We start from the raw sequence: 22549 nt of genomic DNA on the forward strand, positions 1-22549 counted from the left end.
GTCAGTCAATGTAGCTCAGTCAGTCCGTCCCCGTGATTCCACTCTAGATTCCACCCTGGTGGGCTGGTTCGGGGGTGGGCAGCGACGCATGACCGGCCTGCGTGCTGGCGGTCCGGCGGTCCCGCGCCGTCTGCGCCTCCCGGGCCTCCGTGAGCGCCCAGAAGACCGCTTCCGGGGTGGCTGGGCTGGCCAGTTGGACTTCCCGGTCGCCCGGCCCGAACGCTGCCGCCGCGAGGCGGAGCGCCTCCCGGACACTGAAGGCGAGCATCAACGGGGGTTCGCCCACCGCCTTGGACCCGTAGACCACGCCGTCCTCGGTGGCCCTTTCGAAGAGGTGCACGGTGAACTCTTCGGGCATTTCGGAGAAGCTGGGCAGCTTGTAGGTACTCGCCGATTGGGTGGCCAGCCGTCCCCGCTGCGGGCCGTCGGACGTATCCCAGCGCAGGTCCTCGAGGGTTAGCCAACCAGCGCCCTGCACAAACCCACCCTCGATCTGCCCGACGTCGATGAGCGGTGACAGGCTGTCGCCGACGTCATGCACAATGTCGGTGCGCACCTGGCGGTAGGCCCCGGTGAACCCGTCGACCTCAACCTCGGAGGCCGCAGCCCCATAACTGAAGTACTTGAACGGTTCGCCCTGCATGCGGGAGATGTCCCAGTGCAGACCCTCCGTCCGGTAGTACCCGGCGGCGGAGAGGGAAACCCGTTGGAAGTACGCGTCGCGGGCCAGCTCCGCAAACCCGATCTCCCTGTCGGTGAACCCGATGCCGGTGACCACCCCGTTCACAAAGCGGACGTCGTCGGGGTGGATGTTCAGTTTCCGCGCGGCCACCTCGGCGAGGCGGTCTCGGATCTGCTCGCAGGCGTCCTTTACCGCCCCGCCGTTCAAGTCGGCACCCGAACTGGCGGCGGTCGCCGATGTGTTGGGGACCTTGTCGGTGCGGGTGGGTGCCAGCCGGACCAGTCCCAGCGGCACGCCGAGCGCCGTGGCCGCCACCTGGCGCATTTTCGTGTGCAAACCTTGCCCCATCTCGGTGCCGCCGTGGTTGATCAGGATAGAGCCGTCCTTGTACACGTGGACCAGTGCCCCGGCCTGGTTGAAGGCGGTGAGGTTGAAGGAGATGCCGAACTTGACGGGCGTGACCGCCAGGGCACGCCGCAGGTGTGGGTGGGTCGCGTTGAATTCCCGGATCCCTTCCTGCCGGCGGACGACGTCGGCGCTGTCGTGGAGCTGCTGCCAGATGGCCTGGAGCCGTTCGGCGTGCCGGACCGGTTGGCCGTACGGGGTGGTCTGCCCGGGAACGTAGAGGTTTCGCCGACGGAGCTCGCCGGGGTCGACGCCTAGGAGCGGGGCGCAGCGGCCCAGGATGTCCTCGATGACGAACATTCCCTGCGGACCGCCAAAGCCGCGGAACGCCGTTTGGGAGGTCTTGTTGGTCTTGGCCACCCGGCCATGAACCTCTACGTTGGGTATCCAGTAGGCATTGTCGATGTGGCACAGGGCCCGGGCGAGGACCGGCTCCGACAGGTCGAGGCTCCACCCGCCGTCGCTGGTCAGCGTGGCTTTGAGGGCCTGGATCCGGCCTTCCTCATCGAAGCCAACCTCCCAGCGGGCGTGGAACGGGTGCCGCTTACCGGAGAGGGTGATGTCCTGGGTCCGGTTGAGCCGCAGCCTCACCGGACGGCCGGTCAGGGTGGCACCCAGGGCGGCAATAGCCGCGTAACCGTGGGGCTGCATTTCCTTTCCACCGAATCCGCCGCCCATCCGCAGGCACTGCACCGTCACCTCGTGGCTCTGCAAGCCGAGCACGTGGGCGACGATTTCCTGCGTCTCGGAGGGATGCTGGGTGCTGCAGTGGACAAAGACCTGACCACCCTCATCTACGTAGACGAAGGACGCATGGGTCTCAAGGTAGAAGTGTTCTTGCCCGCCGAACTCGATGTCGCCGCTGAACCGGTGCGCGGCGGCGTCCAGCGCAGCATCCGCCTCGCCCCTGCTCAACGTGGGCTGGTTGCCCTGGAAACTCTCGGCCTCGATGGCTTCGGTCAGGGTCAGCAGGGACGGCAGCGGCCGGTAGTGCACCTGCACGGCCTCGGCTCCGAGCCGAGCCGCCTCTAGGGTTTCCCCCAACACCCAGCACACCGCGTGGCCATGGAACATGACCTCGGTGGGGAAGAGGGGTTCGTCGTGCTTGATGCCGGCGTCGTTGATTCCGGGGACGTCCGCTGCGGTGAGGACCCGGACCACCCCCGGCACCGTCAGCGCCGCATCGGTGCCCAGCGACTCGACCAGAGCGTGGGCGTGCGGCGCCTGCACGGGCCAGGCATGTAGCACGTTCGCGCTGCGGACCACCAGGTCATCGGTGTAGAGCGCTTCCCCGGTGACGTGCTGGTCGGCGCTTTCGTGGGAGACCGGCTGGCCCACCACGGGGTTGATGGGGCGGTTTGCGAGGGATTTCACCGGGCCACCTCCACGGTGGAGCGCTGCGTGTGCGCAAAGAACCTGAGCAGTGACTGCTCAAGCATTGCCGAACGGTACCGGGCGCTGGCCCGCAGGTCATCGATCGGGGTGCCCTCGGTGGCCAGGATGGAGGCGGCGGCAGTGACATTCGCCGACGTCCACGGGTGCCCCTGGAGCGCCTCCTCGGTCCGGCGGGCACGAAGGGGGGTGGCCGCGATTCCGCCGACCCCAATCCGGATTGAGGACACGACTCCCTCGTCGAGTTGTGCCGCGAAGCCGACGGCGACGCTTGAGATGTCGTCGAAGCGGCGTTTGGAAATCTTGTAGAAGGCGCTCTGTTCGGCGAGGGGGAGCGGGATCCGCACTGAACGCACCAGTTCACCGGGCTTCCTGACACTCTGCCGGTATCCGGTGTAGTACTCGCTGAGCGGCACCTCCCGGTCGCCGTCCGTCGACGCCAGGACTATGACGGCGTCCAGTGCCAGCAGCACCGGCGCCGAGTCGCCGATCGGGGAACCGGTCGCCAGGTTGCCACCGAAGGTCGCCGCGTTGCGGATGAGCCGGGAGGCGAACCGGGGGAACAGCTCATCCAGCAGGGGGACCCGCCCGTGAAGGCCACGTTCCACCTCGGAAAGGGTCAGGGCGGCGCCGATTTCGATCCTGTCGGCGTCGACGGTGAGGGTTCGCAGGGGCTCAAGCCGGTCAATCGCCACCACGAGGGCGGGCCGGGAGTGCCGCAGGTTGATCTCCACGCCCAGATCGGTGCTGCCGGACACCAGCTTGGCATCGGGGTCCCTCTCCAGGAGCCGGAACAGCTCAGCCATGGTGTGAGGCCGTACGAACTCTGCGCCGTCGACGGCCCTGTGGGTGGGACGGGCCGCCGGCGCCGGGTTGTCCTGGCGAAGCAGCAGCGGATCTGATGCATCAGGGGTGCTGAGGGCAAACGCGGCGTCGCGGATGGGCCGGTAGCCGGTGCAGCGGCAGAGGTTTCCGCTCAGCGCATGCAGATCGAACCCGTTGGGGCCCTTCTCGTGGTCGGTGGTGTGTTCCTCGCCGACGGCGGAGGTTCCGGTGTGGGACTTCTCCTGCGGGTCCGGTGGGTCAGGGATCAGGTCACCGGATTCGTCGGCGGTGCTGGCTGAGCGTTCAGGACGGTAGTACTCAGCCGCCATGGAGCAGACAAACCCAGGGGTGCAGTAGCCGCACTGGGATCCACCCCGTTCCGCCATCTCCTGCTGGACCGGGTGCAGTTGCTTCCCGGTGCAGGCTCCGGCTGCGCGGCCGAGTCCCTCGGCCGTCACAATCTCCTGGCCGTCAAAGGCCAGCGCGGGCGGCAGGCAGGCGTTAACTGAGGTCCAGCGGCTGCCGTCGGGGCCGTCGGGGCGGGAAACCATTACCGCGCAGGCACCGCATTCACCCTCCGCGCAGCCTTCCTTGGAACCGGTAAGCCCAGCATCGCGCAGCCAGTCGAGCAGGTTGGTGTGCGGGCTGACGCCGTCGCACCCCCGAACCTGGCCGTTGACCGTAACCTCTATCCGTACCATCGCGCTCCTCAACACTCCCCTGATGTACTTCGTGAAATCGTCCGGCCCTGCAGGGCCGGTGGAGGGACCGGTCGGTCCCTTCCGTGCCTAAGACTTCTCCTACCTGTTCCGTCCCTCCGCCCCTGGGCCGTCCGGTGTGCCATTTGCTGATCCAGTGGAGTCGCAGATCCGGCGGATATCGTCAGAATCAGTGATCTCACCCTTCTTCATCTTTTCCTGGACCAGGACGAACTGCGCGGCGTTGACCACCGGCACTTCGGCGCCGTGGGCGTCCATGAGCTTGCCGCCATCGTAGTGGTCACCGTCGCGGAACGCCTGGAGCTCCTCGGCCCTGACCATTCGCGGCGGGCTGGCGACAAACACCGACTGCTGGCTGGAGTTTCCCGCCTTCAGGTGGTTGAACAGCAGGTTCAGCAGGACTGCCATGATGGCGGCGGAGCTGATTCCGGAGTGGAAGATGATTCCGAACCAGGTGGGGAAAGCGTCGTAGAACGAGGGCGAGACCACCGGGATCATTCCGAAGCCCAGCGACACTGCGACGATGATCAGGTTCATGTTGTCCTGATAATCGACCTTGGCGAGGGTGCGGATCCCGCTCGCAGCGACGGTTCCGAACAAGACCACGCCTGCACCGCCGAGCACAGGTGTGGGTACCGCCGCCACGATCCGTGCCAGCAGGGGCAACAGTCCCAGCACGAGCATGATGACGCCTCCTGCCGTGACCACGAAACGGCTCCGGACTCCGGTGATCGCCACCAGACCCACGTTCTGGGCGAAAGCGGTCTGCGTGAAGGAGTTGAAGATGGGGGCAACCGCGCTGGAGAGCATATCGGCGCGCAGGCCATCGGCAATCCGGCGCGAATCGACCTTGGTCTTCGCGATCTCGCCAACCGCCAGAATGTCGGCGGTGGTCTCGGTCATGGTCACGAGGACCACGATGACCATCGAGATAATGGCGGCGAGCTGGAACGTCGGCCAGCCGAACGCGATTGGCTGGGGGAAGGCCACGATGTCACCGTCCATCACCCCGGAGAAATCCGCGACGCCGAAGATCGCTGCGATAACTGCACCGCCGACGATCGCCAGGAGGATTGAGAGGCGGGAGATGCTCGCGTTGCCGAGCTTGCTCAGCAGGAGAACCAGCGCCAGGGTGAACGCGGCCAGCCCGATGTTCGTCAGGGACCCATAGTCCTCCGCTTCGGAGTTGCCTCCCATGGCCCAGTTGGCGGCGACCGGCAGCAGCGTCAGCCCGATGGTGGTGATGACGATCCCGGTGACCACCGGCGGGAAGAAGTGGATGATCCGTGCAAAGAAGGGAGCAATGAGGAGGCCGATGACGGAGGCCACGAGGACGGCACCGAACACCGCCTGAATGCCGCCACCTCCCTCAAGGATGGCGATCATTGTCGCCACCCCAGCGAAGGACACCCCCTGGACCAGCGGCAGTTGCGAGCCGAAAAAGGGGAGCCCGTAGCTTTGCAGGATCGTCGCGATCCCGCCAATGAAGAGACAGGACGCAATCAGGAGGGCGATCTCATCCTGGGTCATTCCCGCGGCGGACCCCACGATCAACGGCACGGCAATGATTCCCCCATACATAGTGAGGACGTGCTGCAACCCGTAGGTGAACGACCGGCCGAGCGGCAGCCGCTCATCTTCGGGTCGTTGCGGAACGGTGTTCCCTTTTCTGGTCTTCAGTCGTTTCATAGCTGACTTCCCTTGTCTGCTGGGTCACTACGCTGCTGGTTCCTTGGTGTGTCATTCCCGGTTTCGGGAGGGGGCGTTGGGCGGGTCTGGTGTCGCCTGGGCGGCGTGAGGTGTGGCTGGCTAACAGAATCCGGGGGTGTCGGCCCAGACTGCTGACTCGCTGGCCGCACCTTCGCGCTCAATCGTCGCCTCGATCAGGCCGTAGGGGCGGTCGGCGGCAAAGAAGACCTCGTTCGGATTCTCCAGTCCGAACGGTGCCAGATCCACCAGGAAATGGTGCTTGTTCGGCAGGGACAGCCTCACCTCCTGGATTCCCGGGTGCGCCTCAAGAACTTTCTTGCCCATCTGGAACATGGTCTGTTGCAGGGCTAGCGAGTGTGTCTGGGCGAAGGTCTCGAGGAGGATCCCGCGCACACTGTCGTAGGCGGCGTCGAAATCAAGGTCGACGGTGTTCTCGGTGTTATACCTCCACTTGGCGGTGACATCGGTGGCGAGGATACGGTCAGTCGTCTCGGCCAGCGTGGTGTAACGGTCACGGGGGAACCCGTGGAATTCGGACCCGGTGGACTTCAGGACCGTCAGGCCCTGGATTCCCGCCACGATGTGCCGATGCTGCCCGTCGACCAGCAGGAGGGCGGTCCTGGTCTCTGACTTGTTGCGGGAAAAAGCGTGATCGTGGTCGTTGATGCGGTCCCAGCTGTACTGCTCCGCTGACCACCGACCGCCGGTCACCCAGTCGAAACTCGTGGTGAAGTGGGCGCCGAGGCGCAGGAGGAAGGCCTCGGGGGAGCCCACGCCGTCCTTCGCGAAGGCATACACCGTGTTCTTTTGGGTGTCGGTCGCGACGACGTGCGAGTTGTCGCCGTCGGTGTGAGCGGCTGCGAAATCGCCGTGCAACTGCGAGGTGACGTTGAGGTCCTCGATGGTGTGCCGGTTGGCATACCGGGTGATCCGGACCAGCCGCACCTCCGCCTTCCCGTACTGGTTGCGCCCCAGGACGATGCGTCCGGTGTCGGCGGAACCCGTGCCGGGTGTCTGATCGGTGTCCTGGTGGCTCGTTGTAGTCATGGTTAGCTCCCTCGATACGTTGAATAGGCGAATGGGCTCAGGAGTAGCGGTACGTGGTAGTGCTCGGTGCTGGTGACGCTGAAGGTCAGGGTCACCTCGGGGAAGAACGTCTCGGTGCCGGTGCCGCCGAAATAGTCGCCGGTGGCGAAGGTGATCCGGTAGGTCCCAGGGTTCACCTGCTCCGGGCCCAGAGACCGGATCCGGCCGTCGGCGTCGGTGGTTCCCTCCGCTACCGGGTCCCACCCGGAGGCGGATCGTGCTGACAGCTGTGCGGTGATGCCCTGCGCTGGACGGCCGGTGCCCGTATCGAGGACGTGAGTGGTGATGTGGCTCATGATGTGAAGAGGCCTTCCAGACGGATGAGGGCGATTTCCCTGAGCTGTTCGGCAACCACGGGCAGCTCTTGCTCGGGCGTATTATTCAGCCGGGATTGCAGGTGAGTGAGGATCTCCTCAGCGTTGCGGCCGGCAGCCCGGATCAGAAACACGCGGCCAAACTTCGCTTCGTACTCCCGGTTGCCGGTGAGCAACTGTCCAGCGGCGTCGGCTGAGGTGTCCACGCCGGATTGCTCGCGGCGGGACATCTCATTTTCTGTGGAGGCGCCCTGGGCGCGTTCTCCGATGCGGGGATGGTGCTGCAGGGCCCGGTCCAGTTCAGTTTCGGTCCAAGCGGGCGCTGCGGTGGTGGCATGGGCCAGGAGATCGGCAGGCGAGGCGAAGGGCCTGGCCTCGACGATGGCGGTGATCCAGCGGGGAACATCCGCGCAGGGGCAGAGGAACGCAGCGGCTGCGGTGGGAGGGGCTGAATTAAAGTCGTTCAGGCGCATGGGTGTCAGCTTTCGTCGTTGTCCACTGCAGCGCTGAACACCCTTGACCATCGACGAATCGACTTGATTCGATGTTTCTGCAGTGCGGAATATCTATTTCACGAAAGTGTAATCCCAGTCACACCGGAAGTGTCAAGCATTTCACCGGAAAAACCTTCGTCAGCTGGACACTACTGATTCAAAGGACGATCTGACGGTTGACATCCTTGTACAGCAGGTAGCGGAAGTTGGTGGGTCCGCCGGCGTAGCAGGCCTGTGGGCAGAAGGCCCGCAGGGACATGTAATCCCCTTCCTGAACCTCCACCCAGTCCCCGTTCAGCCGGTACACGGCCTTGCCCTCCAGGACGTACAGCCCGTGCTCCATGACGTGTGTTTCAGCGAACGGGATGGACGCACCCGGCTCGAAGGTGACCACGTTGATGTGCATGTCGTAGGCGAGGTCCTGAACATCGAGCATGCGGGTGGTGCGCCACTTGTTGTCGGTGTCCGGCATGGCGCCCGGTTCGACGTCGCGCTCATTGCCGACGACGGCCCGGGCCGTGTGACCGGCGAGGGGCTCATAGCGCTTCCTGATCCACTGGAACTTAGCCAGGTCTTCTGCACGGTTCTCCGCCTGCCAGTCCGACCCGGCGGGCAAGTAGGCGAACCCTCCGGGGGTGAGGGTATGTGCGGTGCCGTCGATCGTGACGTCGAGCTCCCCGGAGAGGAGAAAGACAAACGACTCGACCTCCCGCTGCGGCTCGGGTGCACCCGATCCGCCGCCGGGGGCGACCTCCATCAGGTATTGGGCGAACGTCGTCGCCCCTCCTGCCACCGGCCGGTTGAGGATCCACGCTCGGGTACCCGTCCATTCGGGGAGGACGCTGGTGACAATGTCCCGCAGGACTCCGCGGGGGATGACGGTGTACGCCTCGGTCACGATGGCGCGGTCCGTGAGCAGCGCCGACTGGGGTGGCAGCCCGGTCTGCGGGGCGTAGTAGCTGGGATCAGTCATTATTCTCCTCAACGGTAGGCATCAACCCGGTCTGGGCCAGCGCTGCGAGCTGGTGCGCTGAAATACGGACCTCATCTTCGATGTCCTGCGGATCAACGGCACCGCAGAGTAGCCCCCGCTGCAGAAACCGGGCCAGGGCACGCGCGGTGGCAGGTTCATCAAGAACTGTGCTCTCCAGCCGGTGCGCGTAGTTCCGCAGGCGTGCGGCGGCAGCGCCGAAACCCTGCCGGTAGAACAGGTAGGTCGCGGCGAAGCGGCTGGGAAGCTGGGCCGGGTGAAGGTCCCACCCCTGGTAATACCCCCGCTCGAGGGACCGCTGCACCAGCGTCGAATGCAGTTTCCAGGCACTGCGGATGTTCTCGTCCGAGCCCAACGGCAGGATGTTCGTGGAGCCGTCCGATAGCCGCACGCCGGTGCCCGCGACGGCCACCTGCATCACCTGCTTGGCAAAGTCGGCAGCGGGATGATCCATGGCCTGGTGGGCTGCGGCGATCTCCAGTGACGCACTGTAGTCGTAGGTGCCATAGTGCAGAGCCGATACGCGTCCGTTGCCCACGTGCAGGAGCTTCGCCACGGGCACTGTGCCGTCCGCGGCGAGGATCAGTTGAGGGGTTTCCACCTGCACTTCAAAGCGCAGCCGGCCGGCGGGGAGGGCGTGAGACTGTTCGAGCTTTTCGCAGGCATAGACCATCGCTTCGACCTGGGCAGCCGTGCTGACCTTGGGCAGGGTGAGGACCAAACCCTCGGGCAGGCCGCCACGCTCCATCATCCGGGCGATGAAGAGGTCGAGGGTCCTCAGCCCCCTGGCCCTCGTGGATTCCTCAAAGCTCTTGAACCTGATGCCGATGAACGGTGGACTGGTGCCATCCTTTGCAGTGGCGGCCACCAGGTCGGCGACGCGCAGCGTATCGCTGTCCTCCTCGGCGTCCGGGCGGAGCCCGTACCCGTCCTCGAAGTCCAGCCGGAGGTCTTCGATCGGTTCGCTGTGGAGCTTGGCCGTGACCCGGCCACTGACCTGGTCGATCAACGGGGCCGGCAGCCCCATCGCGGTGCACAGCGCCTCTATGCCGCCCTGCGCGCCGAGGGCGGCGAGCGCCTCAGCGCCCCAGTCCGCAACCAGGGTTTCGGTGAACCGGTCGGCGGGCACATAGACCGTGTGGACGGGCTGGCGGGTGCCATCATCCCCCGGATAGTTCTCGGACAGGAGCCGGTCGGTTGACTGGAGTACGGTGTCGATTGCCGTATGGTCGGCAGCGCTCAGCGTGGGGCTGGTCATCGGCTCATCCACTTCCCACCAGGAAAGCCTTGGGAAATATTCACCGGATCTCCTCGCATCGATTTCGCCTGATGGATGCCACTCTCTGCTGAGTGGAAGTATATGTCTAGGCGAATGTAGCAGCACCGGGTACGTTGATGGGTCAGACGGACGTCAGGAGACAGCATGCCCCACGCCACCGAAAACCGCTCACCGGAGGGAACCCGGCCGCACTATGACCTGGTGATCCGGGGCGAGCGGATCATGACGCCCACCGGTGAGCTGGCCCGCGAGGTCGGAATCGTTGACGGTCGGATCAGTGCGGTTGAACCCCTCGGCAGTGGCCTGTCAGGCAGCGAGATCATCGATCTGACCAGCGGCGAAGTGCTGCTGCCGGGGGTCGTGGACACCCACGTGCACGTCAACGAGCCGGGCCGGACGGAGTGGGAGGGATTCGCCTCTGCCACCCGGGCCGCAGCCGCCGGTGGGGTCACCACCATCATCGACATGCCGCTGAACTCCATTCCACCAACCACCACCCCCGGGGCCCTGCACACCAAAAAGGAGGTCGCGAAGGACCAGGCGTTCGTCGACGTCGGCTTCTGGGGAGGGGCAGTCCCCGGGAACACCGGCCAGCTGCGGCCCCTGCACGACGAGGGGGTTTTCGGGTTCAAGTGCTTCCTGCTGCACTCGGGGGTCGATGAGTTCCCCGCCCTCGATCCCGCGGAAATGGAGCGGGACATGGCGGTCCTGGCGGACTTCGACTCGGTCATGATCGTGCACGCGGAGGACGCGGGAGCGATCGAACGGGCACCTTCGGCGGCGGGAGCGGTCTACGGGGACTTCCTGGCCTCCCGGCCGCGCGGCGCCGAGAACGTGGCGATCGCCGAGGTCATTGACCGTGCCCGTCGCACGGGTGTACGCGCCCACATCCTGCACCTGTCATCCTCGGATGCCCTGCCGTTGATTGCCGCGGCGAAGCAGGATGGCGTCCGGCTGACGGTGGAAACCTGCCCCCACTACCTGACCCTGACGGCCGAAGAGATCCCCGATGGCGCCACCGCCTACAAGTGTTGCCCCCCGATCCGGGAGGCGGGCAACCGCGAGTTGCTGTGGAATGGCCTGCGGGACGGCACCATCGACTGCATCGTCTCCGATCACTCGCCGAGCACCCTGGATCTGAAGGACCTGGAGAACGGTGACTTCGCGGTGGCGTGGGGAGGGGTCTCCTCGCTGCAGTTGGGCCTTCCCCTGATCTGGACGGAGGCGCGGCAAAGAGGGATCGAGCTTCGCCAGGTCAGCGAGTGGATGTCCGCCCGGCCGGCGCAGCTGGCCCGGCTTGCCTCGAAGGGCGCTCTTGCGGTCGGCTTTGACGCGGACCTGGCAATTTTTGCGCCCGACGACGTGTTCGTCGTCGACCCGGGGAAGCTGCACCACAAGAATCCCATCACCCCGTACGCCGGGAAGCAGCTCGCGGGGGTGGTGCGCCGGACCTTCCTTCGCGGCCGGCTCATCGACTTCTCGGTTCCGTCCGGGCGGCTCCTCCGCCACGGCTCGGCGTAGCGTCCCGACCTCGCGGCCCGGCCAGCGGCGCGCGCGGCGGTGTCAGCGGTATTTCCGGTGCAGGTTGGGCCGGGTTGAGGGACCCTCCGGCCGGGGTGCGATCCACGGCCCGGTGCCCTCGGACTGGTCAATGATCCCCTCCTCCAGCCAGGTGTAGGTGCCGTCGAGGATCTGCCGGGACAACCGGCGGTCGGAGGAGTCGGTGTTGCTCCATAGGTCGGTGAAGAGCTGTCCGATCCGCCCCCGGGATTGCAGGCAGAACGCGTCGGCCAGCTGATAGGCGGCGCGGCCCTCGTCCGGGTCCTCTGAGCGGAGCAACTCGGCGCGCGTGCAGACTGCCGCCATCGCGAAGAGTTCAGCGCCGATGTCAACGATCCTGCCGAGGAACACCTGCTTGTGCTCCAGCCCGGCCTGCCATCGTCCCATTCCGAGGAAGGTGTTGCGTGCCAGACGCCGGGAGGACCGTTCCACAAACCGCAGGTGTTTGGCGAGGCTCCCGAAGTCGCCATAAGCCGCAGGATTAAGTCCCTGGCCTGCCACCAGCCTGGGTAGCCAGCGGGCGTAGAACCCGCTCGCCCCGACCGCCGCCCTGGCTTTCGCGGCCAGGTCAGCGTCCGACGACGCCAGGTCGCCGGCCGCCGACAGGTGGGCGTCTACTGCCTCCCTGGCGATCAGCAGGTGCATGATTTCGGTGGATCCCTCGAAGATCCGGTTGATCCGCAGGTCCCGGAGCAGCTGCTCGGCGGCCACCGCGCGCTCCCCGCGGGCACGCAACGAGTCGGCGGTCTCATAGCCCCGACCGCCACGGATCTGCACCAGTTCGTCGGCCACCCGGCACGCCATCTCACTCGACCACAGCTTCGCCAGGGCTGCCTCAATCCGGACGTCCACCTGGTTGCTGTCGGCCAGCGCCGCGGAGAGTTCGAACACCGCCTCGAGGGCAAAGGCTGTTGCCCCGATAAATGCGATCTTCTGGCCCACGGCCTCGTGCTGACCCACCGGGTGCCCCCATTGCACCCGGGCGTTGGACCATTCGCGGGCAATCTTCAGCGACCATTTGCCCGACGCGGTGCAGATGGCCGGGATCGAGAGCCTGCCGGTGTTCAGCGTGGTCAGGGCGATTTTCAGTCCCTGACCCTCCCGTCCCAGCCGGTTGGCGACCGGCACCCTGACATTATCGAACCGGGTGACCCCGTTTTCGATGCCTTTCAGCCCCATGAAGGTGTTCCGGTTTTCGACGGTGATGCCGGGGGAGTCGGCTTCCACCACGAAGGCGGAGATGCCGCCTTTGCCGCCGTCGTGCGGCGGGACCTTCGCCATCACCACCACCAGTTCGGCGATGACGCCGTTGGTGGTCCAGAGTTTGCTGCCGTTAAGGACGTAGGCGTCGCCGTCGAGCGTCGCGGTGACACCCATCCGCGCGGGGTCGGAGCCTACGTCGGCCTCGGTGAGGAGAAACGCCGTCACCGCACCGGCGGCGCAGCGCGGCAGATACTGCTGCTTTTGCTCGGGGGTACCGAAGACCTTCACCGGCTCGGGGACCCCGATCGACTGATGCGCCGAGATGAGCGCCCCGACGCTGGGGTGGACCGAGCTCAGCAGCATCAGCGCCCGCCCGTAGTAGGTCAGGGACAGCCCGAGACCGCCATATTCCTGGGGGATTTTCATGCCGAAGACGCCGAGCGCCGCGAACCCGCTGAGGTACTCGTCCGGAATCTGGGCGTCGCGTTCAATGCGACCGCCATCGAGGGTGGCGGCGTAAGCCGTCAGGTCCCGCAAGAACGCTTCGCCGTGTTCCCGGTCGGCGGTGGTGGACACCCGGTGCGGGTGGATCAGCCCCAGGTCGAAGCTTCCCAGGTACAGACCCTTCGCGAAGCTGGGCCGGGTCCACACGGTTTCACGGGCCGCTTCGGCCACCTCGCGCGCCCTGCGCTGGGTGACCGGCGGACCGCCAGCGTCCGGCGCAACCGGCGGGGTCGCATCGGGGAGTACCTGATCGGACTGTGGCTGAGTTTCGGCGCTCATGGCTGACCCCTTTGCTCAGGTGGGTCGCCGCGGGTCGGTGACCCAGTGGAGCTGTGCCCTTATGCTACTCCCGGGTAGCTTTATTCGGTCCGGAAATCGGCGAATTCCCCGGTCGGCACGCTGTACGTTTCGATGACGTTGTCCACCCTGCCGGGGGCGCCAGCGGAGTTGAGCCACTCCACCAGCGAGCGGATGGCGGTCTCCGGCCCTTCGGCGACAATCAGCACCGTCCCATCCGTCCGGTTTGAAGCTACGCCGGTCAGGGCCAGCTGGCGCGCCTTTTCACGGGTGTAGTAACGGAATCCGACCGCCTGGACGGTTCCGCTGATGGAGGCGGTGAGCCGGGTCCGCTGCTGGTCGTCCATCACCCCAGCGTAGCGAACCACCCTCCGACCCCCTAGGTTTGAAGGTATGCCTGCAACAGAAGCACCCCCTTCGTCCACCCCGCCCGAGCCTGACCTGCTGCACCGTCTCGCCGAAGCTCACCACGTGGGCACCGCATTCCGCGGCTGGGACGGCACCGAGAAGAGCGTCAGCCCGCAGACCCTCACCAAAGTGCTCACCGCGCTCGGCGTGGCCTGCGAGACCGGGGACGAGGCCACGCGGTCACTGACCGAGTCCGAGAGGGCGCCGTGGCGCCGGACGCTTCCACCCGTCGTCGTCGGCAGGGAAGCCGTGGCACAGAACGTTCCGGTCACCGTTCCCGCCGGGACCACGCCCACCCTCCGCGTGGTGCTTGAGGACGGCGGGCACCGGGACCTGGCGCTCGCCGACGTGCCCGCGGAGCATGCGGAGGTCGACGGCGAAGCCCGGGAGCGAGTGCACTTCGCGCTCCCGGCAGATCTGCCCCTGGGCTGGCACACCCTGCACGCCGGACCAGTGGATGACGACGACGCCGCTCAGTGCACACTGGTCATCACCCCGCAGCGGCTGGACACCACCGCGCGCCTGACCCGAACCTGGGGGTTGATGGCGCAGCTGTACTCGGTGCGGTCCGCGGATTCTTGGGGTATCGGGGATATCGCCGACCTGCGGGAGCTCGCCGCGTTCTCGGCCAGCCGTGGCGCCGGTTTTGTGCTGATCAACCCGCTGCACGCCGCGGAGCCCGCGCCGCCGGTCGAACCCTCCCCGTACCTGCCCTCCACCCGGCGGTTCTTCAACCCGCTCTACCTGCGGGTCGAAGAGGTGCCGGAGTTCGCCGCGCTCACCACAGAGCAGCGCCACGCCATCGAACAGCAGGCAGTCGCCCTGAAACAAGCCAACCAGAACGCTGAGATCCTCGACCGGGACAGCAGCTACGCGGCGAAGCTGAGCGCCCTGGAAGCCATCCACCAGTTACCGCTCACCGCCGAGCGTCAGCGCAGCTTCGAGGAGTTCCTCAGCCAGGAAGGGCCGGGGCTGGACAGCTTCGCCCTGTGGTGCGCACTCGCCGAAACCCTCGCCCCGGGGGCCGCCGAGTGGGATGACCCCGACTACATTGAGGCGCAGCGCGCTGAACTGGCCGACCGGATTCGATTCCACCTGTGGCTGCAGTGGCTTTGCGACGAGCAGTTGGCGGCCGCGCAGCGGGGCGCCCTCGACGCGGGGATGACCATTGGGATCATCCACGACCTGGCCGTCGGAGTGCACGCCCACGGCTCCGATGCCTGGTCGCTGCGCGGCGTCCTGGCCGACGGGATTAGCGTCGGCGCACCACCTGACATGTTCAACCAGCAGGGCCAGGACTGGAGCCAGCCACCCTGGCACCCCGGCCGGCTCGCCGAGTCCGGGTACGCGCCGTACCGGGACATGCTCCGCACCGTCCTCAAACACGCGGGCGGCATTCGCGTTGACCACATCCTCGGGCTGTTTCGCCTCTGGTGGATCCCAGCGGGCGGCTCTTCCGGTGACGGGACCTACGTGTACTACGACCACGAGGCCCTCATCGGCATCCTCGCCCTCGAGGCGCAGCGGGCGGGCGCCGTCGTCATTGGTGAGGATCTCGGCGTGTTTGAGCCGGGGGTGCAGGACTACCTGGCCGAGCGCGGGATCCTCGGCACCTCGATCCTGTGGTTCGAGCACGACGACGGCGGCCCCCGCCGGCCCGAAAACTACCGTCAGGCGTGCCTCACGTCCGTGACCACCCACGATCTGCCGCCCACCGCCGGGTACCTGGCCGGTGAGCATGTTGACCTGCGCGAGTCGCTGGGCCTGCTCAACCGTCCGGTCGAGGAAGAGCGGGCCGCCGACCAGGTCGCCCAGGAGTCGGTGCTGTCCCTGGTGCGGTCGGTGACCGGGCCGACCGCCGAAGGATCGGCAGGCACCGTGGAGGAAACCGTCGAGGCCTTGCACCGGTTCATCGTGCGGACCCCGTCGGTCCTGTTGGGTGTCGCGTTGACCGATGCGGTCGGGGAGCGGCGCACCCAGAACCAGCCCGGCACCAAGGATGAGTACCCCAACTGGCGGATCCCGCTCGCCGGTCCGGACGGCAAATCGGTGCTGATCGACGACCTCCCCGGCAGTGAGCGGTTCGCCGCGCTCGCCCGGGTAATGGCCGGCTGATTCACACGACGCTCTTTAGTACCTGACGGGCGTCGTGGAGATCTATGCTATATCCATGGTCTTAGCTCCACCGGTGCGTGCCCCGCGCGTGCCAGCCCGATGGGAACATCCGGCGATCCGTCGTGGCTGAGTCCCTCCCGGACGGGATTGAAGGGATTGACGCGACCCTTACGCTGGGAACCGACAGCATCCTGCGGCTGCGCTGGGCGAGGGGAATCTCGATCGCCGAGGAAGATGCCCGCCGCGCGATGGACCGGGTAAACGAGTTGTGCGCTGGCGCGCGCCATCCGATGCTGGTCGACATGGCGACCACCAAGGCCGTGAGCCGTGGTGCTCGGGAAGTGTTTGGGTTGCCGTGTGCGGCGTCCAGGATCGCGCTGCTGGGGTCCTCCCAGGTGGACAAGGTGATCGCCAATTTTATCCTGGGGGTCAGCACCCTCCCCTGTCCCACCAGGTTCTTCACCTCCGAGACCGATGCGACCGCCTGGTTGAGGCAGGAATAGCCAGTGGAAGATCTCCCCGACCAGCGGCTCGACGCCCTTGTCGAGGGAATCGTCCGGCTATCCTCGGGAGATCTGTCGGCGCGGCTTGAGGTGTCACCCGCCCGGGATTCAGTAGACGCGGTAATCAGTGGGGTGAACCTGCTCGCCGAGGAACTGGAGTTCCTATACAAGGAGCTGGAACAGCGGGTGCAGGACCGGACAGCCAGCTTGCACGCAGCCCAGGTCGAACTGGAGCGGCTGGCAATGTACGACAGCCTGACGGGGCTGCCCAACCGCTATATGCTGCGGCGTCGGATCGATGCCGAGATGGTCGCCGCCGCGCAAGGGATGGACCCGGCCGCGCTGATCCTGCTGGACCTCGACGCGTTCAAGGCCGTCAACGATAGCCTCGGCCACTCGGCGGGAGATGAGGTCCTGATCGAGGTGGGGCGGCGCCTGACCTCGGCGGTGCGGGACACCGACACTGTTGCCCGGCTTGGAGGCGACGAATTCGCGGTACTGCTGCCGCAAACCTCCGACCGGATGGCCCTGGAGATCGCGGGCCGCGCCCTGGAAGCCCTGAGCCCGGAGATGATGGTGTCGGGAATCAGTATCCGCACCTTCGCAAGCATCGGCGTGCGGTGTGGTGAAACCGGCCAGACCGGTGAGGACCTGATGCGGGACGCGGATACCGCGATGTATGTGGCCAAGAAGCGGGGCCGGGGCAACGTCCAGGTGTTCGACCCAGCCATGTTGAAGGCCACGCACGAGCGGTTCAACACCCTCGAGGAGTTACGCCGGGGAATTCCGGTCGGCGAGTTGAGGGTGCACTACCAGCCAGTAGTGTCGCTGACCACCTCCGCAGTGGTGGGGGCCGAGGCGCTGGTCCGCTGGCAGCATCCCCGCCGTGGGCTCCTCCATCCGGAGGACTTCATCGGGATCGCCGAGGAGAGCGGGCTGGTCCTGGACGTTGACGAATGGGTGATCAGGGAAGTCACGTCCCAGTTGGGCGACTGGGAGCGCCTGCTCACCGGCCGCAACTTCGCGGTGCGGGTTAACCTTTCGGCCGCCACGAGCAGCACTCCGGGACTGCTCGGACTCATCAAACGGAGACTGGTCGATCACGCGGTTCCGTCCGGACGGCTCATCGTCGAGATCACCGAAACGTCGCTGATGACCGACCCGGGTGCCAGCACCGCGAACCTCCGGGCGCTGCGCGCGCTGGGGGTCGGCGTCGAAATTGACGACTTCGGTACCGGGTACTCCTCCATCAGCTACCTGCGGAAGCTCCCGGCACAGGCCGTGAAGATGGACAGCTCGCTCATCGAGGACATTGCGAAAGATCCGCGGCAGCAGAAGTTCATTGCAGCCGTCCTGCAACTCATCGAAGCGGCCGGGCTCACCTCCATCGCGGAGGGAATCGAAACCGCTGACCAGGCCCGGATCCTCGCCGACATGGGGTGCTGCCTGGGCCAGGGCTACTTCTTCGCCAGACCGATGAAGGCCGCAAACATGGCGGGGGTCATTACGGGCGGACTGGGCGGTGCCGCTGACCGCGACGCCCCGGCCAGGAATCGGACCAACGACGAACCCAGGGCATAGGCTAGGCGGGTGTCACCCCTGAAGAAGTACCTCCTGCTGCCCTCCATCATCAGGCTGTCCTCACGGGTGCCCAGGAACCGGAACACGGCCTGGGAGGGCTATTGGGGGCGGATCCAGAGAACCGGTGCCGACGGGGATGTGCTGTGGGACGCCGGCACTGACCATGAGTTCGCCAGTTTTTTGCCCGCACTGCAGCGGACCCTGAACCCGGTCCTGCCCGTGGTGGATGTGGGGTGCGGCCACGGCAGCTTCACCCGCCTCCTGGCGAGCCACTTCCCACAGGCCATCGGCGTTGACGTCGCGCCCGGCGCGGTTGCCCGAGCCCGGGAGCAAACCACCGACCTGCCTAACGTCGATTTTCGTGCCCTCGATTGCACGGCCGCGGGTGCTGGAGACCTATTGTCTGCCGAGTTGGGCGACTGCAACGTATTTGTCCGCGGGGTCCTCCACATCCTCGATCCCGCGGCACGGTCTGCCCTGGCCGCGAATCTGCTGCCCCTGGTGGGCCAGCAGGGGCGGGTCTTCCTTGTCGAAACGAACTTTCGGGGCAACGCTCTGGACTACATTGCCCGTCTGGGTGCCTCGCCGCGTCGGATTCCCCGGCCGCTTAAACTGGCGATCGCCGGCCTGCCGAAACCCGGCCACTTCGGGCCCGCCGAACGGCTGGCGGCGTTTGACGACTGCGACTGGACAGTCCTCGAGGACGGGTCGGTCACGATTGACGCGGTGGCCATGAGGACGAAGGGCCAGCCGGAGCAAATCCCCGGCTATTACGCCGCGCTCGCGCCGCGGGCCTGATCCCCGGGGATTTCGGGCACTCAACGGCTGTTCAACAGACGGTGTGATCTTCGTCTACCCTTAGGAAGTTGAACATTGAACATTTGAACGTAGCGTCCGTGGCTGCCGTCCAGGCTGCACCCCCACGCTCTCCGTGACGAAGGAGTACTTGATGAGCTGGCTTGCCCGTGAACACACCATCGCCCCGCCCGGGTTTAACCGTTGGCTGATTCCCCCCGCAGCGCTGGCGGTGCACCTGTGTATCGGCCAGGCCTACGCCACCAGCGTGTACAAGACCGCACTGGTTGAGCACTTCGACGCGAGCCTGACCCAGATCGGTGTGATCTTCTCGATCGCCATCGTGATGCTGGGCCTCTCCGCCGCAGTGATGGGCACCTGGGTGGACAAGAACGGCCCCCGCATGGCCATGTTCACCTCAGCCCTGTTCTGGACCAGCGGTTTCCTCATCGGCTCGCTCGGTATCTTCACCAACCAGCTGTGGCTCGTCTACGTGGGCTACGGGTTCATCGGCGGCATTGGCCTGGGCATCGGTTACATCTCGCCTGTCTCCACCCTGATCAAGTGGTTCCCGGACAGGCCAGGACTGGCCACCGGCATGGCCATCATGGGCTTCGGTGGCGGCGCGCTGATCGCCAGCCCTCTGTCCACCCAGCTGCTGCGGATGTACGACCCGAACTCGGACGCCGAGGGCTGGGTTGCCAGCGGCGAAGCGGTCGGCTTCCTCTTCCTCACCCTTGCTGCCGTCTACCTCGTGTACATGATGTTCGGCGCGTTCACCATCAAGGTGCCCGCAGCTGACTGGAAGCCGGAAGGCTTCGACCCGTCAACGCTGAAGTCCAAGCCTCTTGTCACCACCGACAACGTCTCAGCCAAGAACGCCATCAAGACCAAGCAGTTCTGGCTGGTCTGGATCGTGCTCTTCTGCAACGTCACAGCCGGTATCGGCATCCTCGAGCAGGCGTCCCCGATGATCCAGGACTTCTTCCGCCAACCGGACGGCACCACGGCAATCACCGTCGCCGTTGCTGGCGGCTTCGTGGGTCTGCTCTCGATCGCTAACATGGGTGGCCGGTTCGTCTGGTCCTCCACCTCCGACATTGTCGGCCGCAAGCGGATCTACATGGTCTACCTGGGTGCTGGCGCGGTACTGTACGCAGTGCTTTCACTGTTCGGTTCAAGCACCACCCTGTTGTTCGTGGTGCTGGCCTTCGTGATCCTGTCCTTCTACGGTGGTGGATTCGCTACCGTTCCCGCGTACCTGCGTGACCTCTTCGGCACCTACCAGGTGGGCGCCATCCACGGCCGACTGCTGACCGCCTGGTCCGCAGCCGGTATCGCCGGCCCCCTGATCATCAACGGCTTCCTCGACGCCCAGGGCACCCCGGGCGAGCTCACCGCTGCTGCCTACCAGCCAGCGTTGCTCACCATGGTCGGCCTGTTGATCATCGGCTTCATCGCCAACCTGATGATCAAGCCCGTCGACTCGAAGTTCCACGAACCCAAGGCGGCACCCGAGACCGGGACCGGCGCTAAAGAACCTGCAATGGAGGTATGAGATGAAGGCAGCAAGCACCATTTTCGTATGGGCCCTGGTGGCACTGCCCCTGGCCTACGGGGTCTTCCAGACCATGACCCGCGTGTCGGCACTGTTCGGCGCCTGACGCCGGGCATCTACTAAACAGCACCGCATACGACGGCGGCCCCCACCCTCGCAGGGTGGGGGCCGCCGTCGTATGCGGTGCTAGCCGGAGGCCGAGAAACTACCAGCGGGGATGGATGGCTTCGCGGAAGTGCCGGTCGTAGATCTTGGCGACACCCTTGTTGAGCTCAGCGCCGAGAGCGCCGGTGTCGGCAGCCGCGGCGTTGGCGCGTGCCTGCTCCACGGTGCGGGCACCAGGAATCACGCTGGTGACTCCGTCCTGGGCCACAATCCAGGCGATGGCCGCCTGGGCGGTGGTGACGCCGTCGGGAACCAGTTCCTCGAACTCCTTCACCGCGGTGAGTCCGGTGGTGAAGTCGACGCCCGAGAACGTCTCACCGACATCGAAGGCTGACCCCGTGCGGTTGTAGTTCCGGTGATCGTTCTCGGCGAACGTCGTATCCTTCGAGTACTTGCCCGACAGGAGGCCCGAGGCCAGCGGGACCCGCGCGATGATGCCGACATCGGCGGCCTTCGCTGCCGGCAGCACCTCGTCGAGAGGCTTGAGCCGGAAGGCGTTGAGGATGATCTGGATGGTGGCAATATTGCCGTGCTTCAGGGCGGCCAGGGCCTCGTCGGTGCGTTCAACGCTGACACCGTAGTTGCGGATGGCGCCTTCGCTGACCAGGGTGTCGAGCGCATCGTAGACCTCCGCGTCCGAGTACACGGACGACGGCGGGCAATGCAGCTGCACCAGGTCGAGGGTGTCCATGCGGAGGTTGGTGCGCGACCGGTCGATCCACTGGCGGAAGTTGGCCAGCGTGTAGTTCTCCGGCTGTTGTTCCACCCGGCGGCCCATCTTGGTGGCGACGGTGATGTCCAGCCCGGGGTTATCCGCCAGGAAGGCGCCGATGGTTTGTTCGCTGCGCCCATCGCCGTACACATCGGCGGTGTCGAAGAAGTTGATCCCCGCGTCGACTGCGGCGTGGAGGATCGCGGTGGCGTCCTTCGGGTCGACATCCCCCCAGTCAGCGCCGAGCTGCCAAGTGCCCAGCCCTACGGTCGAAACGGAGCGTGCGGTTTTGCCTAGAGTTCGTTGTTCCATGCTTCGACTCTAGTAGTCCGGCGCGGGTAACCTCCGCTTCCGGGAGTCCGGATGACCTAGCTTCCGCCCTCTGGCACGTCCTTCCACCCTCGCGTACCCTGAGGGCCATGGCGAGAGTAGTGGTTGTCGGGGGCACAGGCCTGGTGGGTCACCACGTGGTGGACGAGTGCGTCAGACGCGGCCACCAAACACGCTCAGTGAGCCGCCACGTTCCCGCCCATCACTCGCGCCGCTGGGTCTCAGGTGCCGATTACGTCCAGGCCGATGTGACGGAAGGCGACAATCTGGCGGAGGCGCTGGACGGGGCCGACGTCCTGATCGACGTCCTGGACGGCCGGGTCGGGAAAGGGGCAAGGGTGCTCGACGACGGCGCCCTGAACCTGCTGGCGGCCGCCCTCCAGGCCGGGGTGCACCGGGCGGTACTGCTCTCGATCGTCAACGCGGATCGCGCGGACTTCTCGTACTACCGTGCGAAGGTGCGGCAGGAGAAGATCTACCAGAACTCGGCGGTCCCCTCAGTCATCGTGCGGGCCACCCAGTTCCATAACCTCGTGGCCGGAGTGTTTGACGCGGGAGGGAAGGTGGGACTTGTTCCGGTTCTGAAAGGCGCAGCGTTCCAGCCGATCTCCGTCCAGGATGTGGCGGGCGCCCTGGCTGATGCGGCAACCCACGAGCCTGCCCCCACCGGAGTGATCAACATCGGCGGACCGCGCGTGCTCGCCATGGCCGAGCTTGCCCGGATCTACCGCGACGTCACCGGAACCACCAGCCGGCAGGTCACCGTCCCGTTGCCCGGTGCGCTGGGCAAATTTTTCAGCAGCGGCGACAACCTCGCCCCGGACAGCCCGGTCGACGGGCTCTCCTTCGAGGACTGGCTCCGCCACCGCTCGCCGTAAGGACCCTGTTCCGAGCAAGATCCCCTGACGCGGCCGCCGACCC

The 22549-nt window shown here is 66.1% G+C and carries 18 protein-coding genes; 7 read left to right on the forward strand and 11 right to left on the reverse strand.

The window, feature by feature from the left end:
• Positions 1–43: 43 nt before the first annotated feature.
• The 8 genes from xdhB to HMI57_RS02925 all read right to left on the reverse strand — a co-directional run bounded on the left by xdhB (position 44) and on the right by HMI57_RS02925 (position 9876).
• The gene (xdhB, locus tag HMI57_RS02890; RefSeq protein ID WP_171584405.1) at positions 44–2461 is read right to left on the reverse strand and encodes a xanthine dehydrogenase molybdopterin binding subunit; all 2418 of its coding nucleotides are present in this window, start codon (positions 2459–2461) and stop codon (positions 44–46) included.
• Entirely contained in the window at positions 2458–4005 is a 1548-nt protein-coding gene (locus HMI57_RS02895; RefSeq protein ID WP_171584406.1) for an FAD binding domain-containing protein, read from the reverse strand. The genes xdhB and HMI57_RS02895 overlap by 4 nt, the downstream gene beginning before the upstream one ends.
• Positions 4006–4104: 99 nt before the next feature.
• Positions 4105–5712: a nucleobase:cation symporter-2 family protein gene (locus HMI57_RS02900; protein WP_171584407.1), complete on the reverse strand. Its 1608-nt coding sequence runs from the start codon at positions 5710–5712 to the stop codon at positions 4105–4107.
• Between the two features lie 120 nt (positions 5713–5832).
• Positions 5833–6780, reverse strand: coding sequence for a factor-independent urate hydroxylase (pucL, locus tag HMI57_RS02905; RefSeq protein WP_171584408.1), 948 nt, complete (start codon positions 6778–6780; stop codon positions 5833–5835).
• Positions 6781–6782: 2 nt separating this feature from the next.
• Entirely contained in the window at positions 6783–7115 is a 333-nt protein-coding gene (gene uraH, locus HMI57_RS02910) for a hydroxyisourate hydrolase (protein WP_171584409.1), read from the reverse strand.
• Positions 7112–7606 (reverse strand): 2-oxo-4-hydroxy-4-carboxy-5-ureidoimidazoline decarboxylase, encoded by a 495-nt coding sequence (gene uraD / locus HMI57_RS02915; protein WP_171584410.1) that lies wholly within the window; start codon positions 7604–7606, stop codon positions 7112–7114. Before uraD ends, uraH begins: the two co-directional genes overlap by 4 nt.
• A 178-nt stretch (positions 7607–7784) precedes the next feature.
• Positions 7785–8600, reverse strand: a complete 816-nt coding sequence (locus HMI57_RS02920) for a bifunctional allantoicase/(S)-ureidoglycine aminohydrolase (protein WP_171584411.1) — start codon at positions 8598–8600, stop codon at positions 7785–7787.
• On the reverse strand, positions 8593–9876 hold the full coding sequence (locus HMI57_RS02925) for an aldolase/citrate lyase family protein (protein WP_171584412.1): 1284 nt from the start codon (positions 9874–9876) through the stop codon (positions 8593–8595). The genes HMI57_RS02920 and HMI57_RS02925 overlap by 8 nt, the downstream gene beginning before the upstream one ends.
• A gap of 165 nt (positions 9877–10041) precedes the next feature.
• Here HMI57_RS02925 and allB point away from each other — a divergent pair, with 165 nt between their 5' ends.
• A complete protein-coding gene (allB, locus tag HMI57_RS02930) occupies positions 10042–11418 on the forward strand; it encodes an allantoinase AllB (RefSeq protein WP_171584413.1) in 1377 nt (458 codons plus the stop codon).
• A 42-nt stretch (positions 11419–11460) separates the two neighbouring features.
• Here allB and HMI57_RS02935 read toward each other — a convergent pair whose 3' ends face one another.
• Positions 11461–13443 carry an acyl-CoA dehydrogenase family protein gene (locus HMI57_RS02935; protein WP_171584414.1) on the reverse strand — a complete coding sequence of 661 codons (1983 nt, stop codon included), beginning with the start codon at positions 13441–13443 and terminating at the stop codon, positions 11461–11463.
• A gap of 80 nt (positions 13444–13523) precedes the next feature.
• The gene (locus HMI57_RS02940; RefSeq protein ID WP_171584415.1) at positions 13524–13808 is read right to left on the reverse strand and encodes an acylphosphatase; all 285 of its coding nucleotides are present in this window, start codon (positions 13806–13808) and stop codon (positions 13524–13526) included.
• 46 nt (positions 13809–13854) lie between these two features.
• On the opposite strand from HMI57_RS02940, the gene malQ reads away from it, so the two are divergent.
• From malQ to HMI57_RS02965, 5 genes are all read left to right on the forward strand, one after another.
• Positions 13855–15984, forward strand: coding sequence for a 4-alpha-glucanotransferase (gene malQ / locus HMI57_RS02945; RefSeq protein ID WP_171584416.1), 2130 nt, complete (start codon positions 13855–13857; stop codon positions 15982–15984).
• Between the two features lie 146 nt (positions 15985–16130).
• Positions 16131–16487 carry an STAS/SEC14 domain-containing protein gene (locus HMI57_RS02950; RefSeq protein WP_346655131.1) on the forward strand — a complete coding sequence of 119 codons (357 nt, stop codon included), beginning with the start codon at positions 16131–16133 and terminating at the stop codon, positions 16485–16487.
• Between the two features lie 3 nt (positions 16488–16490).
• Positions 16491–18068, forward strand: coding sequence for an EAL domain-containing protein (locus HMI57_RS02955; RefSeq protein WP_171584418.1), 1578 nt, complete (start codon positions 16491–16493; stop codon positions 18066–18068).
• Between the two features lie 9 nt (positions 18069–18077).
• Positions 18078–18866 (forward strand): class I SAM-dependent methyltransferase, encoded by a 789-nt coding sequence (locus HMI57_RS02960; RefSeq protein ID WP_346655116.1) that lies wholly within the window; start codon positions 18078–18080, stop codon positions 18864–18866.
• 151 nt (positions 18867–19017) lie between these two features.
• Positions 19018–20421, forward strand: a complete 1404-nt coding sequence (locus HMI57_RS02965) for an OFA family MFS transporter (RefSeq protein ID WP_171584419.1) — start codon at positions 19018–19020, stop codon at positions 20419–20421.
• A gap of 205 nt (positions 20422–20626) precedes the next feature.
• Here the strand turns inward: HMI57_RS02965 and HMI57_RS02970 are convergent, their stop codons facing one another.
• Positions 20627–21610 (reverse strand): aldo/keto reductase, encoded by a 984-nt coding sequence (locus HMI57_RS02970; RefSeq protein ID WP_171584420.1) that lies wholly within the window; start codon positions 21608–21610, stop codon positions 20627–20629.
• 107 nt (positions 21611–21717) lie between these two features.
• Here HMI57_RS02970 and HMI57_RS02975 point away from each other — a divergent pair, with 107 nt between their 5' ends.
• On the forward strand, positions 21718–22506 hold the full coding sequence (locus HMI57_RS02975) for an NAD(P)H-binding protein (protein ID WP_171584421.1): 789 nt from the start codon (positions 21718–21720) through the stop codon (positions 22504–22506).
• The last annotated feature ends 43 nt before the right edge of the window (positions 22507–22549 follow it).

Origin of the sequence: Arthrobacter sp. 260, assembly GCF_013116745.1 — a bacterium.
Lineage (GTDB): Bacteria > Actinomycetota > Actinomycetes > Actinomycetales > Micrococcaceae > Arthrobacter_D.